Origin of the sequence: Compostimonas suwonensis (assembly GCF_002797855.1) — a bacterium.
Classification (GTDB): domain Bacteria; phylum Actinomycetota; class Actinomycetes; order Actinomycetales; family Microbacteriaceae; genus Compostimonas; species Compostimonas suwonensis.
The window spans coordinates 292223-309503 of record NZ_PGFB01000005.1; the positions used below are offsets into that span (position 1 = coordinate 292223).

Consider the following 17281-nt stretch of genomic DNA (forward strand, 5'->3'; position numbering starts at 1 on the left):
AGGATGCCGTGAACCCGCGAACGCTCAGCCGAGGGACAGCGCGCTCCACGACACGGGCGGCAGCGTCACCGTGATCGTGCCGTCGGCCTCCTCCACCGACTCGAGCGGGCGCAGCCCCACCCGGGTCGGTTCGGCGAGGGTGTTCTTCGCGTGGATGTCGGCGTCGCTCAGGGTCTGCGCGTCGAGGAGGGCCGCCGAGCCGAGGGCGCCGACGTCGATCGTGACGACCGCGGCATCCGTCTGACTGCGGTTGACGAGGAAAACGGAGGTGCGGCCGGAGCCCTCGTCGTGGGTCGCGACGGCGTCGACCAGGTTCACCTCGCCGTAGAGCTCGCTCGTGTAGCGGTCGCTCGTGAGCTTCTGCACGAGGGTCGACCCGGTCGCGAGAGCGGAGGTGAGCGCGAAGGGGAAGAACGTCGTCTGCTTCCAGGCGGGGCCGCCGGGCTCGGTCATGATCGGCGCGATGACGTTGACGAGCTGCGCGAGGGAGGCGGAGGTGACCCGGTCGGCGTGCTTGAGCAGCGAGATCAGAAGGCTGCCGAAGACGACGGCGTCGGCCACCGAGTACACGTCCTCGAGCAGGCGGGGGGCGACGGGCCAGTTGTCGATGCCCTCGATCTTGTCGACCTGCTGGAAGCGGTCTTGGTACCAGACGTTCCACTCGTCGAAGGAGATGTCGATCGTCTTGTCGCTGCCCTTCACGGCCTTCACGTGGTCGGCGGTCGCCACCACCGACTCGATGAAGCGGTCCATGTCGACGGAGGAGGCCAGGAAGCTGCCCAGGTCGCCATTCTTCTCCTCGTAGTAGGCGTGGCACGAGATGTAGTCGACCTCGTCGTAGCTGTGCCCGAGCACGACCCGCTCCCACTCGCCGAAGGTCGGCATCTGGGCGCCCGACGACCCGCAGACGACGAGCTCGATCGACGGGTCGACCATCCGCATCGCCTTCGCCGCGCGGGCGGCGATCGCGCCGTAGTCGTCGGCGGAGCGGTGCCCGAGCTGCCACGGGCCGTCCATCTCGTTGCCGAGACACCACATCCGGATGCCGAACGCATCCGTCTTTCCGTTGGCGATGCGCTGCTCCGACAACGCCGTGCCCCGCGCGATGTTCGTGTACTCGATCAGATCGAGCGCCTCGAGGGTTCCGCGGGTGCCGAGGTTGACGGCGAGCATGAGCTCGCTGCCGACCTTGTCGAGCCACGACGAGAACTCGTGCAGCCCCACCTCGTTCGTCTCCGTCGAGTGCCAGGCGAGGTCGAGGCGACGGGGCCGCTCCTCGCGCGGGCCGACGCTGTCCTCCCAGCGGAAGCCGGAGACGAAGTTGCCGCCCGGGTACCGGATGGCCGAGACCCCGAGCTCTTTGACGAGCTCGATGACGTCGGTGCGGAAGCCCTCCTCGTCGGCGGCGGGATGCCCCGGCTCGTAGATGCCGTCGTAGACGCTGCGTCCCAGGTGCTCGACGAACGAGCCGAAGAGCCGTCGGTTGATCGGGCCCACGACGAAATGCGGGTCGATGGTCAGGTGTGCGGTCGGCATGGCTATCCTCGGGGTTCGGGGTGGTCGGTCGTGCTGTTCTGTTGTGACTGTTGCGCTTGTTGCGGCTGTTGCGGACGTCGTTCGGATGAGGCCCCTCGGGCCTCTCGTGCGTGGTGGGCGAAGCGGTCGGCGACGGGGTTCCTGCGCCGCTCCAGACGGCTCGGCGTCTCCACGAGATCCCAGAGGCCCATGCTCAGCAGGTGCTCCTCGCGGGCGGCGGTGCTGTGGCGGTAGGTCCATTCGTACATGTCGAAGAGCGGCCACCACGTGTAGCCGACGATCGGGAGCCCGCGGGCCTTCGCGGCCACGACCGCGTCGACGGATGCGTCGAGCCAGGCGATCCGCTCGTCCACGGTTCCCGTGACGCAGGTCTCGGTCAGCATGACCGGGGCGCCGTAGCGCTCCGCATAGGCGCGGAGCACCTCGAGGAGCCCGTCGACGCCGTCGTCCCGCGTCGGCCGCGGGTCGGCGAAGCCCCCTCCGTGCTGCACGCCCGCCTCGAACACCTCGGTCGAGTGGCGGGGGTAGTAGTTCACGCCCATCACGTGCGGCCTGACCGGCGCCTCGCCGAACCAGGAGAGCGCGGCATCCGTCATGCCGTTCTCGCTCAGCAGGGGCCGCAGCGGGTGGGCGTCGTCGACCCGGCCCGTGACGAGGTCCTCGACGAGATAGCTCTGCCGACGCAGGCGCAGGGCGGTTCCCCGGTGCTCCGGCGCCTCGGCGTCGCCCGTGTAGCGGAACCCCGCGTCGACGTGCACGAAGGTCGCGGCATCCCCGAGCACCTCGGCGATGCCACGCTGGCTCAGCACGAAGCCTCTCGCGATCGCCGCGGAGATCTCGACGAGACCGCCCGGGCCCGTGCGATACGGAGGCCAGTAGCCGTACTCCCCGCTGAAGAGGGCGTGGATCATCGGCTCGTTGACGGGTGTGTAGTCGGTGACGACATCCCGATAGCGCTCCGCGACGGCCACCGAGTACTCGGCGACCCGCTGCGGGTAGTCGGGGTTCGCGAACTCCCCCTCGAGCCAGAGCGGGGTGCCGTAGTGCAGCAGGTCGACGATGGGGCGGATGCCGAGCTCGCCGAAACGCGCCATCACGGCGTCGAGCCAGCTCCAGTCCCACTCGCCCGGGGCGGGGTTGACCCGGTGCCAGGGCACGCCCCAGCGCAGCATCTCGGCGCCCGACTCCCTCACGAGCTCGAGGTCGGAGCGCCACTGCGTGTAGTGCTCGGTGAGCTCGTACTCGTCGACGGCGCGCTCCCCGGGGCGCTCCTGCGGCACGAAGGTGTCCTCGATGCCGAGCGCGAAGTGCAGGGCGCCGTCGTCGAACCATTTCGTCATTGCCTTCTCCTACTTGAGTCCGGTGCTGGCGACGCTCTCGATGAAGCGGCGTTGGACGACGAGGAACATGATCGCGAGCGGCACGACGGCGACGAGCGAGCCGGCCATCATCACGCCGTAGGGCACGATCCCGCTCGGCCCGGTCAGGAGGGTCAGGCCCGAGGTGATCGTGCCCATCTCGGACTGGGTCGTGAACACGAGCGGCCAGAGCAGGTCGTTCCAGTTGTTGACGAAGGTGAAGATGCCGAGCGTGAGCAGGGCCGGCACGGCGTTCGGCAGCACGATGCTGCGGAAGATCCTGAACTCGGACGCCCCATCGATACGGGCCGCGTTGTCGAGGTCGCGCGGGAGCGAGACGAAGAACTGACGCAGGAAGAAGATGCCGAAGGCGTCGGCGGCCCGGGGGATGATGAGGCCCGCGAAGGTGTTCACCCAGCCGAACTGGGCGACCAGCTGGTAGATGGGGATGAGCGTGGCCTGGAACGGGATCATCAGACTCGCGACGATCACGATCAGCAGCACGCGGCTTCCCCGGAAGTCGATGCGCGCGAGCACGTAGGCCACGAGCGAGTCGAAGACGAGCGCGCACAGCGTCACTCCCCCCGCGAACACGAAGCTGTTGCCGATGAGCCGGGCGAACGGCAGCTCGGAGAAGATCCGGGTGAAGTTGTCGAACGTCCAGGTGCCGGGCACGAGCGACGGCGGGTAGGCGTTCACCTCGGCCACGGGCTTGAACGCCGTGAAGACGATGATGATCACGGGCAGCAGGATGAGCAGGGTCACCACGATCATGCCCGCGAACGAGAGGGCGGGCACGACCCAGTGCCGGGGCGGGCGCGGGCGGCGCAGACGTGCGATCGTCGTCATCTCAGTTGGCGTCTTTCTCGCGGCGGCCGAAGAAGAAGAACTGGGCGAGGCTGAGCAGCAGCGTCGCGATCAGCAGGACGTACGAGAGCGCGGAGGCGAACCCGATGTCGAGCTTCTTGAATCCCGACTCGTAGATCTGCATGACGATCGTCTGAGTGCTGCGGTACGGCCCGCCGCTGGTCATGACGTAGATCTGGTCGAAGGCCTGCAACGCGGCGATGACCGCGATGATGAGCACGAAGGCGGTCGTGTTGCTGAGCAGCGGGAGGGTCACGTTGCGGAAACGCGACCAGGCGTTCGCGCCATCCATCTTCGCCGCCTCGTACAGGCTCGTCGGGATCTCCTGCAGCCCGGCCAGGAAGACCACCATGTAGAAGGCGAAGCTCTTCCACACCGCGACGAGCGCCACGGTGGGCATCGCGAGCACGGGATCCTGCAGCACGTTCCCGATCCTGATCCCGAACGCCTGCAGCCAGTAGTTGAGCAGCCCGACCTGCGGGTCGAGGAGGTACGACCACGCGAAGGCCGCGACCGCGAGCGACACGATGAAGGGCAGGAACAGCCAGGTGCGGAAGAGACCGCGCAGGGGAAGCCGCGGGCTGTTGAGCGCGAGCGCCAGCAGCAGCGCGAGGATCACGGCCGCCGGGGTGAACAGCACCGCGTAGAGCACCGTGTTGCCCATCGACTGCAGGATCTGGGGATCGGTGAAGACCTCCACGTAGTTGTCGAAGCCGACGTAGTTCTCGGCGCCGAAACCGCTCGCATCGGTGAACGACAGCCTCAGGGCCGAGACCATCGGCCAGAAGACGAAGAGCGTCAGGAGAGTGAGGCCGGGGATCAGGAACGCGGCGATCGTCAGGCGGCGCTGTGTGCGGCCCGTGAGCGGGCCACGACCGCCGAGCTGCGGTGCGGGTCGGTAACGGCGGGTGCGCCGTTCGGTCTGGGTCGTCATCGTCCGATTCTCTCTGCCCGGGTTCTCTCAGCACAGGTTCTTCTCGCAGGGGCCTTTCGCACGGCGGGTCGCCGCCGAGTGCCGGCGGCGACCCGCTGTCGCCCTGGTGGGTGTCGCGGCTACTGGTCGTCGAGGGTCTGCTGGATCGCCGTCTGCGCATCGCTCAGAAGAGAGGGGATGTCGCCGCCGGCGAGCGCCTTCTGGGTCACCACGTCCATCTCGGTGAGCACGTCGGTGCTGTTGACCACCCCGGGCAGGAGGGCCCGGCTCGTCTCGGAGATCTCGGTGAGCGCCTTCACGACCGGGTTGGCCGAGACGTCCTCGGCGGGCACATCCGTGCGCAGGGGCGGCCAGCCCGAGCCCAGCGACCACTTCGTGTCGACGTCTGTGCTGAGGAAGTACGCGAAGAACTGCTCAGCGGCCTTCTGCTTCGCCTCGTCCGCCTGGCTCGTGACGGCCATCGACACTCCGATCGCCGAGGCGGCCTGCTCTTTCGGTCCTGCGGGGATCGCGGCGATGCCGTAGTCGATCTCGTTCTCGGTCGACACCGACGCCATCCAGGGCCCGCCGACCTCCATGGCCGCCTTGCCGGAGCTGAAGAGCTCGTCGGCGCCCACGCCGTCGATTCCGGTCGGCGAGATGTGATCCTCGTTCACGGCCTTGCTCCAGTACTCGAGGGTCTCCTGGTTCTCGGGCGAGTCGATGACGGCGGTGGTGCCGTCTTCGACGATGTCGCCCCCGTTGCCGTAGAAGAGGCTCGGCCAGACCCCGTTGCCGACCGTCGCGTGGTCGGGCAGCACCATGCCGTACTGCTCCGGGGTGCCGTCGCCGTCGGCGTCGACGGTGAGCTTCTTCGCGGCATCCACCCACTCGTCCCAGGTGGTCGGGAACTCGGTGATGCCCGCCGCGGCGAACAGGGTCTTGTTGTAGAACACCGAGAGCGGCACGAAGCCGGTGGGCACACCGTAGGGCGCGCCGTCGACGGTGACCATCTCGACGGCCTGGGGGTTCAGCTCGGCCGTGTTGCCGTCGGCGGAGGCGTAGAAGTCGGAGAGGTCGACGAACGCGCCCTTCGATGCGTAGACGGGAAGCCGCTCGGCCGGCATCGCGACGATGTCGGGCCCCTGGTCGGCGGAGAGGGCGGTCAGGAGCGTGTCATCGATGACGGCCCAGGTCTTGACCTCGGTCTCGATGGTGACGTCGCTCTGCGACGCGTTGAAGTCGTCGACGATCTCTTGCAGGACGTCGCCGTCGGCCTCGGTGTAGCCGTGCCAGAACGTGAGGGAGACCGGGCCTTCCTCGGCCGCCGGCTGAGCCGAACATGCGGTGAGGCCGAGGGCCGCGATGCCGATGGCCGCGAATGCCGCCAGAGCCTTGCTTCTCATTGCGTGTGCCTTTCTCTTTCGGACGACTTCCCTGTCGATCCCGTATGACGTCGTTGTCCGTGACATTCCGGAGGTTCAAAGCGCCGGACCTTCACTTTACAACGTTGGAGGTAAACGTTGTAATCCAATGCTGCGGAGAGGCCGGAGGATTTGTCAAGCCCGCGAACGGCTTCGTTACCTCTTCGACATTCAGAGACCGGATGACCCCGGCGCGCCCGCAGCACGCGTCGTCGACTCGCGCTGGACCAACCGGAAATCGGTGAGTACCTCCCGGGGCTCGGCCGGGCTCGACTCCGCCGAGGCGCGCTCCTCGATGCGGGCCAGCAGCATGTCCACAGCGGTCTCGGCGATCTGCGGCCGCCCGGGCTCGATCGTCGAGAGCGTCGGAACCGAGTACCGGGTCTCGTCGAGGTCGTCGAAACCGATCACGGCGACGTCCTGCGGGATGCGCAGGCCCGCCTCCTGCATGATCCTCATGGCCCCGAGGGCGAGCGAGTCGTTGAAGGCCACGATGCCGTCGAACTCCGTGCCCGCCGCCAGGATAGACCGCATGGCAGCGGCGCCGTCGACCCGGTGCCAGCGGTCGGCGTGCACGATGAGCCGCTCGTCGACGGGCACGCCGGCCGCGTCGAGGGCCTGGAGGTAGCCGTCGAGGCGCAGGCCGGCCGAGCCGATGACCTCGCCGGGGTGGGATCCGAGGGCGATGATGCGCCGGCATCCGATCGCCAGCAGGTGCTCCGTCGCCGCCCGGAGGCCGTCTTCGTTGCGCATCGTGACGTGGTCGCGCGAGGAGTTGAAGATGCGCTCGCCGAGCAGCACCATCGGCAGCGGGATCTCGTCGAGCACCGCCGCATCCTCCTGACCGAGCGCGAGCACCGAGTAGAGGATGCCGTCGACCGCCTGACGCCGGGATCCCCGCAGTACCGAGAGCTCGCTCTCGCGGTCGCCGCCGACCTGCTCGATGAGCACGGACAGCCCCCGAGCGGATGCCGCGTTCATAACGTCGTCGGCGAGTTCGGCGAAGTACGGGTTGCGCAGATTCGGGATGATGAGGCTGATCATGCCCGTGCGGCCGGAGCGGAGGTTGCGCGCCGAGAGGTTCGGGCGGTACCCCAGCTCGGCGATCGCCGCCAGGACCCTCTCCTTGGTCTCCGGGCGCACGTGGGGATAGTCGTTGATGACGTTCGAGACCGTCTTGATCGAGACCCCGGCTACACGCGCGACGTCGTGAAGTGTTGCCGCCATGGATCTCCTTCCCCGAGGTGGCCCGGCGCCTGCGCCGTGAGAAGCACTCTATAACGTTGTACAAATTTCATTGACACGACGCCCGCTCCCTCAATAAAGTGGCAGCGCCATCCCACCTACAACGTTGTATACAACGTCAGTACTCCATTCAAAATTTACAACGTTGTAGATCGATGGTTGCTCGGCCGACAATGCTGTCGACTCGAGGCGGGGGCGCATTCTCGTGCGGGACGACAGCCGAACACATCAATTCTGCGAACAACTCAACGAGGAGAAGAGCAATGAAGACAGATACGACACCCATGCCCGGGCGAGACCGCCGGAGCAGACCCGCACGAGCGCGGATGGCCGTGCTCGGGCTGCTGACGACGGCCGTGATGGTGCTCGGCGGGCTGTCGGCGACCTCGATCGCCTCCGCCGTCACGACGGGCAACGGCGCGCTGGTGTTCTCACCCGCCGCCGGAACCTCTTTCGACCCCGAGGGCACCCGCCCGGTGGGTACGACGTACGCCAAGATCGTCTCCCTCAAGAACAGCGGCGCCAGCAACGGAACGCAGCTCGTCACCTTCGACCAGCTCGTGCTCGTCGGCGGCGTTCAGGTCTACCCGATCTACCGCAGCACCGACGATGGAGCGTCGTGGACGAAGGTCGCCGACATCGCGCCGAGCTCGACCTTCCCCGCCCTCACCCGCACCGCGCAGCCATTCCTCTACGAGCTGCCCCAGCAGGTCGGCGACCTTCCCGCCGGCACGATCCTGCTCTCGGGCATGATCATGCCGGCCGACCGGTCGAGCAGCAGGCTCGTCGTCTACAAGAGCCTCGACCACGGCGTCACCTGGTCGTTCCAGAGCACGATCGACACGGGCGGCCCGGCCGTCTACGACCCCAGCCCGAGCTCCACGACGACGACCGTGTGGGAGCCCTCGCTCGCCGTCGCCGGTGACGGCAGCCTCGTCGCCTACTTCTCCGACGAACGGCAGAAGGCCAGCGGCGTGCTGCAGGCGATCTCCTACCGCCGCTCGACCGACGGCGGGCTCACCTGGGGCCCGCTCGTCAACGTCTCGGCGCCGACCAATTCGAGCGACCGGCCCGGCATGATCACGGTCACCAAGCTGCCCGACGGCCGCTACCTGGCCACCTACGAGGTCGTCAACCGCCCGAGCCAGTCACTGAACACCGCGCCCGTCTATGCCAAATACTCCCCCGACGGCCTCAACTGGTCGCCGACGACGAGCATCGGCACGCCCATCCAGCTCGCGAACGGCCGGGGCATCGGCTCGTCGCCCTTCGTCAAGTGGGTGCCGACCGGCGGCCCGAAGGGCATGGTCGTGGTCTCGTCGAAGTGGTCGCTGGATGCCGCGGGCAACATCAACCCCGGGCAGAACTTCTACGTCAATTACAACCTCGGCGAAGGCCCGTGGGAGCGACTGCCCTACGCGGTGACCTACGACTCGACCGACACCCAGGGCGGCGCCTTCAGCGGCTTCGCGCAGGGCTTCGACACGAGCCCGGACGGCCGCACGCTCTTCCAGGCGACGAACGTGGAGAATCCCACGACGACGTACAACGACATCCGGGTCGGGTCGATCCCGCTCGACGCACAGCAGTACGAGGCCGAGCGCGCGACCCGCGTGGACACCTCGCTCGTCACCCATCACGACGCCTCCAACGGCTCGAAGGTCGGCAACATCAACAACCCGGGCAGCACGGTCACCTTCTCCGTGCGGGTGCCCGCGGCCGGCAGCTACACGCTCAACGTGCGCTACGACAACGGCACGGGCGCGGCGAGCACCCACACGGTGACCGTCAACGGGGTCGCGAGCACGGCGATCAGCTACCCGCCGACGGTCGACTGGGGCCGATTCGCCTGGGCGCAGAAGACGGTGACGCTGAACGCCGGCCTCAACACGATCGCCTTCGGCAAGGGCACCTCCTTCGCCGAGCTCGACGTGCTGCAGGTGTACCGGCCCACGGTTGCGACGGATCCGCAGTTCCGGGTGGTCAACCGCAACAGCGGCAAGTTCCTCGAGATCCTGAGCGCGCTCACGACGGATGGCGCGGGGGCAGGGCAATGGGGCGACACGAGCAACGCCACTCAGGTGTGGAACGTCGCCACGGTGAGCGGCGGGGTGCAGCTGAGCAACGCGAACAGCGGCAAGCTCCTCGAGATCCCGTCATCCTCGCTCGCCGATGGCACCCAGGCGGTCCAGCGGGGGTCGACCGGTCTCGCCACCCAGAGATGGGCGGCCGCGACGAGCGGAGGATGGTGGACGCTCACCAACGCGAACAGCGGCAAGCTCCTCGAGGTCGCGAGCGGCTCGCTCGCCGACGGCGCCGTCGTGCAGCAGTGGACCGCGAACGGGTGCACATGCCAGCAGTGGCGCCTGACCCGCGAGGGAATCCAGTGACGGGCTGACGACCGGGGAGCCTTCGCGCAGGCGCGGGGGCTCCCCGGCTCAGGCCGAGCCGGCAGGCCCGTCAGGCCCGCGCGACCCGGTCTGCGGCATCCAGAACGGCCGGTGCGGCAGCCGCCTCTCCCTGTGCAGGCGCGCGGCGAACGGCGCCCAGACGAGCACCGCGACACCCGCGCCGAGTACGATGCCGCCGATCGTGTCGGTGAGCCAATGCGCCCCGAGGTAGGTGCGGCTCAACAGCATGAGCACCGTATAGAGCACACCGGCCACCCACACCCAGACCCGGGGAAAGAGGATGCCGAGGGCCACCGCCATGGTCGCCGCGTTCGCCACATGCCCCGAGGGGAATGAACCGAAGTCGCTGGTCACGAGCATGTCTTCCGGCCTCGGCCGGCCCACGACGTTCTTGATGATCTGCACGAGGGCCGCGCTCAGCACGGTCGCCGCCGCGTAGTAGCCGGCGCCCCACGGCCTGCGGTAGATCAGCAGCGTGACGACGATGAGCCCCGGCACGACGAACACGCCCATGAGCCCTCCGCCGAGGAAGTCCATCACGAGAGCCGCGCCGTCCCAGAACGGATCACGCAGCTCGAGCAGCTCTTCGAGCCACTCCTCGTCGATCGAGAAGGGCAGCCCGCGCTCCCGCACGACGATGACGAGGCCCATCAGCACGACGACGATCACGGCCGTCACCGCGCCCAGCACGGGCCAGCGCCGGTGGAGGCGTCTCTCGACCGGGATGCCCCCGGCCGGATCCGAGGCGGGCGTCGTCGTCTCCATCGGTTTATGTTACCGGCCGTCACCGCCCCTTTCCGGAATGCGCGTCGGGGCGCGCGTCGGGACGGAGCGGGTCAGTTCGACAGGGCGGGAACCGTTCGCGGCCGCACCACGGTCCAGAGGACGACGATCGAGATGATCGCCGTGCAGCCCATGACGGCGGCCATGGGGATCGAGTTGCCCACCCCGAGCACACCCACGATCGGCGAGATGAGGCCGGCGAGCCCGAAGTTGACGGCCCCCAGGAGCGATGCCGCCGTGCCCGCCTCGTGACCGTGGTTGACGAGCGCGAGCACCTGCACGCAGGGGAAGCTGAAGCCGCACGCCGCGATGAAGAACCACAACGGGATGAGGGTTCCCCACAGCCCGGCGCCCGCCGCGTCGAGGATCATGATGAGCAGCGCCATCGAGAGCATCGTGAGGGTCGTGAAGACGAGGATCCACTGCGGCCCCACGTACTTGGTGAGGCGTGACGCCGCCTGCACGCCGAACACGACGCCGAGCGAGTTCACGGCGAAGAGCAGCCCGTACTGCTGCGCGTCGAACGCGTAGATCTGCTGGAAGAGGAACGGCGAGGAGGAGAGATAGGCGAAGAGGCCGGTGAAGGTCATGCCGCCGATGATCGCGATGCCGATGAAGACGCGGTCCTTCAGCACCGCGCGGTAGCGCTGCAGCGTCGTGCTGTGCCCGGCATCGTGCCGGCGGGGCGACGGGAGGGTCTCGACGATCCACAGCGAGACGGCGACGATCACGAGGATGCCGTAGGCCCCGAGCACCCAGAAGATCCCGCGCCAGTCGACGATGAGCAGCAGCTGCGAGCCGATGACGGGGGCGAGCACGGGCGCGAGCCCGCTCACGAGCGCGAGCCGCGACAGCATGCGCACGAGCGGGCGGCCGCCGAAGAGATCGCGCACCATGGCCATGGCGACGACACCGCCGGCGGCGGCGCCGAAGCCCTGCAGCACCCGGAAGACGGCGAGCGTCACGATGTCGGGGGCGAGGGCCGCGCCCACGCAGGCGAGCACGTGCACACTCGTCGCGGCGATGAGCGGGAGCCGCCGCCCCACCTTGTCACTCCACGGCCCGACGATGAGCTGACCGAGCGCGAACCCGACGGTCGTGCCCGTCAGGGTGAGCTGGATGACCCACGGCTCGACGCCGAACTGGCCCTCGATCGTCGGGAACGCCGGCAGGTAGAGGTCGATCGTGAACGGCCCGAGCGCGGTGAGCGCCCCGAGCACGAGGATGTAGGTCAGCCTTTGGCGCCCGGAGAGCGAATCGCCCGGGTGTACGACGGTGGTCACGTGACAGTCCTTGGAAAAGCGGATGACGGAAGGGAGGATGCGGGCGAATGCGCGCGGCGACGGGCGCAGCACCGTGAGACGACGGTGCGCGAGGGTGGTGGTGGGAATGACGATCGTTCCGACGGGCGCGGCCCGGGAACGCCATACAAGCCTAGCGGTCGGAGCGAAGGGCGCCCGACATCAGCATCCGACTGTGATCAAACGTTTTCCACGCGGATGCCGCAGCCGCAGCCGAGGCGATCACCCGAGCTCAGACGGCAACCGAGTGTCCGTACCGCGCCGGGTCGGCCAGCAGCTGGGCGAAGGCCAGCTGCGAGGCCCCGACGACCAGGAGGTCGCGGCCGAGGGCGGCGCGGGTGATCTGCACCGCTTCGCGCGGGCCCATCATCGCCGAGCGCACGACGGTGGACTGGAGCCGCTCGGGAGCCACCTCGTAGAGGGTGCCGAGGAACCCGCCGAGCACGATGAGCTGCGGGTTGAAGAGGTTGACGGCGTTCTTGAGGGCGACGGCGAGGAAGCCGAGCTGCCGGTCGACGACCTCGGCCACGGCCGGGTCGGTCGCCGCCGGATCGGCGTACTGGTCGATGAGCGCCTGCTCGAGCTCGTCGCCCTGGTTGGGGGCGAGGCCGAGCGCCGCGAGGAGCGGGCCGCGCGAGACCTCTGTCTCGAGGCATCCGTACGACCCGCAGTGGCAGGCGACGCCCTGGCTGTTGACGAGGGTGTGGCCGAGCTCGCCCGCGTAGCCCGATGAACCGGTCATCAGGTGGCCGTCGATGACGACTCCCCCGCCGATGCCGCTCGCGCCGCCGTTGAGGTAGATCATGTCTTTCATGCCCTTGCCAGCGCCGAACATGCTCTCGGCCGTCGCGCCGACCGCGGCGTCGTTGGCCGCGTAGACGGGCAGGCCGAGGGCGTCCTGGAGCATCTGCGAGACGGGCTCCTGGTGCCAGCCGAGGTGCGGGGCGAGGTTCACGAGACCGTCGCTCGCTCGGACCAGGCCGGGCACGGCGAGGCCGAGGCCCACGGTGTTGTACTCGTGGTCGAGCTGGTCGCGCATGCCCGCGACGACCGCGCCGACGATGTTGACGACCTCTTCGACCGAGGGGATCCTGAGCGTGTCGTAGCGCACCCTCTTGACGACGTTGCCGCCGAGCGCCACGAGGCCGATGGTCACGGAGTCGAGCTCGGGGTTGACCGCGAGCGCCACCGTGCGCTGGCTCGGCATGATGACCGGGCTGGGCCGGCCGACCTGGTTGGTGGTGTCGGGGTCGGCCTCGTAGACGAGGTCGAGGCTCACGAGCTCGGCGACGAGGGCGCCGATCGTCGAGCGGTTGAGACCCGTCTCACGGGTGAGCACGGCGCGGGAGACGGCGCCGCGGGTGTGCACGAGCGTGAGCACGGCAGACAGGTTGTTGCGGCGCACGTCGTCGAGGTTGTTGCCCCGGGGCGCACCACGCGCTGGCGGCTTCACCGCTTCAGAAACGACCACGACACGCCACCTCCCTGATCACGGCGCACTCAGCTGCCCGACCGACCCCACCCTCGTCAGCGGACACGTCATATTATCAGCCGGGAGACAACAAATTCGCGGCACCGTGCACGGTCTTCGAGCCCGAATACCCCCCGAATGGCCGACAACCACTCGAGCACATCGGCCCGGGACATCCGCAGATCCCCGGAAACACGGGGAAATCTCGTCAAGCATGCTTCGCCATCACCCTCGTTCAGGGGTAGACGGCCATGTCTCCCGGATAGGTCCATAGCTTGGAGAAAATAGGATCATCATAGGCAATATGAGGTGGTTTGCCAGGTCTGCGACCCCGCTCACAACGAATCGACGAAACGCCTCGAACGTCGCCGACGCCTCAGAGCTGAGCCATCCTGCGCAGGGGCAGCCCCGCCGGATCCGCCAGCACACCCGAGAAGGCGAGCTCGGCGGCACCGATCATCAGGAGGTCGGAGCCGAGCTGCGCCCGGGTGATCGTCACGCCCTGAGCGGGGCCGTCGAGCGCCTCGGTGAGCACGATCCCCGTGAGCCGGTCGGGGGCGAGCGCGAAGAGGGTCGCGAGGAAGCCGCCGAGCACGATCTTCTGGGGGTTGAAGACGTTGACCGCGTTGCGGAGGGTGATGGCGAGGAAGTCGAGCTGCCGTTCGATCTCGGCGAGGACGGCCGGGTCGGTCGACGCCGCGAGCGCCGCCTCCAGCTCCTCGCTGTCTCCGCCGTCGAGGCCCACCACGTCGAGCAGCCGCTGACGGCTGACCTCGGTCTCGAGGCATCCGATCGCCCCGCAGTGGCAGAGCACGCCCTCGGAGTTGACGAGCGTGTGGCCGAGCTCGCCGGCGTAGCCGTCGACACCCGTGCGCAGGCTGCCGTTGCTGATGACGCCGCCGCCCACGCCGCTCGCGCCGCCGTTGAGGTAGACGAGGTCCATGGCGCCCTGGCCCGCGCCGAAGATGATCTCGCCGCCGGCCCCGAGCGAGGCGTCGTTCGAGGCCCAGACCGGGTAGCCCGTCGCGCGGGCGACCATCTCGGCGATCGGCTCGTCGTTCCAGCTGAGGTGCGGGGCGTAGGTGACCACGCCGTCGTCGGCGCGCACGAGACCGGGCACCGCGATGCCGATCCCGACGATGCGGTAGGAGGTGTCGAGCTCGCTGCGCATGCCCTCGATCACGGCGGCCGCGATGTTCGCGACCTCCTGCGACGACGGCACGTGCTGGGTCTCGTAGCGGATGCGCTTGATGACCTTGCCGCCGAGGCCGACGAGGCCGATCGTGATCGCGTCGATCTCGGGGTTGATGGCGAGCGCCGCCGTCGACGGGTTCGCGTGCACCCGCGGGCTCGGCCGCCCGACGTTCGTGCTCGTGCCGGGCGCCGTCTCGTAGAGCAGCTCGAGATCGCTCAGCTGGCTCGTGAGCGTGGCCACGGTCGAGCGGTTGAGGCCGGTCGCCCGCGCCAGCTCGGCCCGGGTGAGTGTGCCCCGATGGTGCACGAGGGAGAGGATGAGGGAGAGGTTCGTGCGACGGGTCTGGTCGTTCGTCGTCGCGGTGCTCGCGGAGCCGAACACCGGTGGCTCAGTTATCGACACGATTCCCCACATCTCTCGTTTGTCGGTTGTTGCCGGGTGGAGCGACGCACGAGCGACGCGCCACCCGGCGAGGTTCGCCGTCCTCCGCGTCAGCGAGTGCTGAACGCGGCATCGAACGCCGCCGTGGGGGCGTCGAATGCCAGTCGCTTCACGAACTCGAGGGCTTCGGGTGCGCCGACGAGCCGATCCATGCCGGCGTCCTCCCACTCGACCGAGATGGGGCCGTCGTAGCCGATGGCGTTGAGCGCACGGAAGCTCATCTCCCACGGCACGTCACCGTGACCGGTCGAGACGAAGTCCCAACCGCGGTGCAGGTCGGCCCAGGCGAGGTGGGATCCGAGACGGCCGTTGCGGCCGTTTCCGATGTTCATCTTCACGTCTTTGCAGTCCACGTGGTAGATGAGGTCTTTGAACTCGAGGATGAAGGCCACCGGGTCGAGCTGCTGCCAGACGAAGTGGCTCGGGTCCCAGTTGAGGCCGAACGCCTTGCGGTGCCCGATCGCCTCGAGGGTGCGCACGGTCGTCCAGTAGTCGTAGGCGATCTCGCTCGGGTGCACCTCGTGCGCGAAGCGCACGCCGACCTCGTCGAAGACGTCGAGGATGGGGTTCCAGCGGTCGGCGAAGTCCTGGTAGCCGGCGTCGACGGCCTCCTGCGAGACGGGCGGGAACATGGCGACGTACTTCCAGATGCTCGAGCCCGTGAAGCCGACCACGGTCTTGACTCCGAGCTTGGCCGCGAGACGGGCCGTGTTCTTCATCTCCTCCGCGGCGCGCTGGCGCACGCCCTCGGGGTCGCCGTCGCCCCAGACGACGTCGGGCAGGATGTCGCGGTGCCTCTGGTCGATCGGGTCGTCGCAGACCGCCTGGCCCTTGAGGTGGTTGGAGATCGCGTAGACCTTGAGGTCGTACTTCTCGAGCAGGGCCAGCTTGCCGGCCACGTACTCCTCGTCGTCCCAGCGCCACGGATCCAGGTGGTCGCCCCAGCAGGCGATCTCGAGACCGTCGTATCCCCAGCCGCTGGCGAGTCTCGCCACCTCCTCGAACGGAAGATCCGCCCACTGGCCGGTGAACAGGGTGATCGGTCGTGACATGTGCTCTTCTCCTACTTCTTCTGTGCGGGGTGGTGGGTGAGGCGGGTGGGTGGGTCGGCGTGGATGTCGGCGAGCGTCAGACGGTGGTCCAGGCGCTCCCGTTCTCGGAGCTGGTCTCGACGGCGTCGAGCACCTCCTGCACCTGCAGGCCGTCGGCGAAGGAGGGGCGGGGCTGGGTTCCGGAGGCGATCGCCTCGACGAAGTCCTTGGCCTGGTGCGAGAAGCCGTGCTCGTAGCCGAGCATGTGCCCGGCCGGCCACCACGCCGAGATGTAGGGGTGCTCGGGCTCGGTCACGAGGATCGTGGTGAAGCCCTGCTCCGTCGACGGCGCGGTCGCGTCGTAGTACTGCAGGGAGTTGAGGTTCTCGAGGTCGAAGGAGATGGCGCCGGCCGAGCCGGAGATCTCGATGCGCAGGGCGTTCTTGCGGCCCGTGCTGAAGCGCGTCGCCTCGAAGGATCCGAGGAAGCCGCCTTCGAAGCGGCCGGTGAACAGGGCGAGGTCGTCGACCGTGACCGCTCCGCGCTCGGTCGAGGCGGTTCCGGAGAGGCCCTGCGAGCTCTCGAGCAGCGGACGCTCGGAGACGATGGTCTCGAGGATGCCGGAGACGGTCGTGAGCTTCTGACCGGTGATGTACTGGGCCAGGTCGATCGCGTGGGCGCCGATGTCGCCGAGCGAGCCGGAGCCGGCGAGGTCTTTCTTGAGGCGCCAGGTGAGGGGCGACTCGGGGTCGATGAGCCAGTCCTGCAGGTAGGCGGCGCGCACCTGGCGGATCTCGCCGATCCTGCCGGCGGCGACGAGGTCTCGCGCAAAGGTCGCGGCGGGAACCCGGCGGTAGGTGAAGCCCACCATGGCGTAGACGCCGCGCTCGGCGGCGGCGGTCGCGGCATCCGCCATGGCCTTCGCCTCGGCGACCGTGTTGGCCAGCGGCTTCTCGCAGAGCACGTGCTTGCCCGCCTCGAGGGCGGCGATGGCGATCTCGGCGTGGGAGTCGCCGGGGGTGACGATGTCGATCACATCGATGTCGTCGCGTGTGAGCACCTCGCGCCAGTCGGTCGAGGTCTCGGCCCAGCCCCACTTCTGCGCGGCCTCGGCGACCCGTGTCGCGTCGCGACCGACGAGCACAGCCATCTCGGGGGCGGCGGGGAGATCGAAGAACCTCGGGGCGACCCTCCACCCTTGCGAGTGTGCGGCTCCCATGAAGCCGTAGCCGACCATGGCCACGCGGAGTCGAGGTGCTGTTTCTGTCACGTTCGGTGCTTTCTGCTCGATGAGGAGGATCGGAG

13 protein-coding genes are annotated in these 17281 nt (G+C 68.5%); 1 reads left to right on the forward strand and 12 read right to left on the reverse strand.

Translation table 11 applies throughout. The annotated features are described in order from the left end of the window. Positions 1-24: 24 nt before the first annotated feature. From arfA to CLV54_RS14825, 6 genes are all read right to left on the reverse strand, one after another. The gene (arfA, locus tag CLV54_RS14800) at positions 25-1536 is read right to left on the reverse strand and encodes an arabinosylfuranosidase ArfA (protein WP_100345756.1); all 1512 of its coding nucleotides are present in this window, start codon (positions 1534-1536) and stop codon (positions 25-27) included. A gap of 2 nt (positions 1537-1538) precedes the next feature. Continuing rightward, positions 1539-2876 (reverse strand): family 1 glycosylhydrolase, encoded by a 1338-nt coding sequence (locus tag CLV54_RS14805; protein WP_100345757.1) that lies wholly within the window; start codon positions 2874-2876, stop codon positions 1539-1541. A 9-nt stretch (positions 2877-2885) separates the two neighbouring features. Beyond that, positions 2886-3743, reverse strand: a complete 858-nt coding sequence (locus tag CLV54_RS14810) for a carbohydrate ABC transporter permease (protein WP_100345758.1) — start codon at positions 3741-3743, stop codon at positions 2886-2888. A 1-nt stretch (position 3744) separates the two neighbouring features. Then, positions 3745-4695, reverse strand: coding sequence for a carbohydrate ABC transporter permease (locus CLV54_RS14815; protein WP_100345759.1), 951 nt, complete (start codon positions 4693-4695; stop codon positions 3745-3747). A 119-nt stretch (positions 4696-4814) separates the two neighbouring features. Further along, positions 4815-6080, reverse strand: a complete 1266-nt coding sequence (locus tag CLV54_RS14820; RefSeq protein WP_100345760.1) for an ABC transporter substrate-binding protein — start codon at positions 6078-6080, stop codon at positions 4815-4817. Positions 6081-6269: 189 nt separating this feature from the next. Further along, on the reverse strand, positions 6270-7325 hold the full coding sequence (locus CLV54_RS14825; protein ID WP_100345761.1) for a LacI family DNA-binding transcriptional regulator: 1056 nt from the start codon (positions 7323-7325) through the stop codon (positions 6270-6272). A 281-nt stretch (positions 7326-7606) separates the two neighbouring features. On the opposite strand from CLV54_RS14825, the gene CLV54_RS14830 reads away from it, so the two are divergent. Further along, complete coding sequence (locus CLV54_RS14830; RefSeq protein ID WP_245861753.1) at positions 7607-9733, forward strand: RICIN domain-containing protein; 2127 nt, start codon at positions 7607-7609, stop codon at positions 9731-9733. A 48-nt stretch (positions 9734-9781) separates the two neighbouring features. Here the strand turns inward: CLV54_RS14830 and CLV54_RS14835 are convergent, their stop codons facing one another. The 6 genes from CLV54_RS14835 to CLV54_RS14860 all read right to left on the reverse strand — a co-directional run bounded on the left by CLV54_RS14835 (position 9782) and on the right by CLV54_RS14860 (position 17213). Further along, positions 9782-10519: a phosphatase PAP2 family protein gene (locus CLV54_RS14835; protein WP_100345762.1), complete on the reverse strand. Its 738-nt coding sequence runs from the start codon at positions 10517-10519 to the stop codon at positions 9782-9784. Positions 10520-10590: 71 nt separating this feature from the next. Further along, entirely contained in the window at positions 10591-11820 is a 1230-nt protein-coding gene (locus tag CLV54_RS14840; RefSeq protein ID WP_100345763.1) for a multidrug effflux MFS transporter, read from the reverse strand. A 250-nt stretch (positions 11821-12070) separates the two neighbouring features. After that, a complete protein-coding gene (locus CLV54_RS14845; RefSeq protein WP_245861754.1) occupies positions 12071-13309 on the reverse strand; it encodes an ROK family protein in 1239 nt (412 codons plus the stop codon). 376 nt (positions 13310-13685) lie between these two features. Continuing rightward, positions 13686-14906: an ROK family protein gene (locus CLV54_RS14850; protein WP_245861755.1), complete on the reverse strand. Its 1221-nt coding sequence runs from the start codon at positions 14904-14906 to the stop codon at positions 13686-13688. An 89-nt stretch (positions 14907-14995) separates the two neighbouring features. Next, positions 14996-15997, reverse strand: coding sequence for a sugar phosphate isomerase/epimerase family protein (locus CLV54_RS14855; protein WP_100345766.1), 1002 nt, complete (start codon positions 15995-15997; stop codon positions 14996-14998). A gap of 76 nt (positions 15998-16073) precedes the next feature. After that, positions 16074-17213: a Gfo/Idh/MocA family protein gene (locus CLV54_RS14860; protein ID WP_100345767.1), complete on the reverse strand. Its 1140-nt coding sequence runs from the start codon at positions 17211-17213 to the stop codon at positions 16074-16076. Between the last annotated feature and the right edge of the window lie 68 nt (positions 17214-17281).

Bases quoted from the DNA above. Each gene is read 5' to 3' on its own strand.
- arfA (WP_100345756.1), bottom strand. From the start codon at position 1,536: ATGCCGACCGCACACCTGACCATCGACCCGCATTTCGTCGTGGGCCCG.
- CLV54_RS14805 (WP_100345757.1), bottom strand. From the start codon at position 2,876: ATGACGAAATGGTTCGACGACGGCGCCCTGCACTTCGCGCTCGGCATC.
- CLV54_RS14810 (WP_100345758.1), bottom strand. From the start codon at position 3,743: ATGACGACGATCGCACGTCTGCGCCGCCCGCGCCCGCCCCGGCACTGG.
- CLV54_RS14815 (WP_100345759.1), bottom strand. From the start codon at position 4,695: ATGACGACCCAGACCGAACGGCGCACCCGCCGTTACCGACCCGCACCG.
- CLV54_RS14820 (WP_100345760.1), bottom strand. From the start codon at position 6,080: ATGAGAAGCAAGGCTCTGGCGGCATTCGCGGCCATCGGCATCGCGGCC.
- CLV54_RS14825 (WP_100345761.1), bottom strand. From the start codon at position 7,325: ATGGCGGCAACACTTCACGACGTCGCGCGTGTAGCCGGGGTCTCGATC.
- CLV54_RS14830 (WP_245861753.1), top strand. From the start codon at position 7,607: ATGAAGACAGATACGACACCCATGCCCGGGCGAGACCGCCGGAGCAGA.
- CLV54_RS14835 (WP_100345762.1), bottom strand. From the start codon at position 10,519: ATGGAGACGACGACGCCCGCCTCGGATCCGGCCGGGGGCATCCCGGTC.
- CLV54_RS14855 (WP_100345766.1), bottom strand. From the start codon at position 15,997: ATGTCACGACCGATCACCCTGTTCACCGGCCAGTGGGCGGATCTTCCG.
- CLV54_RS14860 (WP_100345767.1), bottom strand. From the start codon at position 17,213: ATGGTCGGCTACGGCTTCATGGGAGCCGCACACTCGCAAGGGTGGAGG.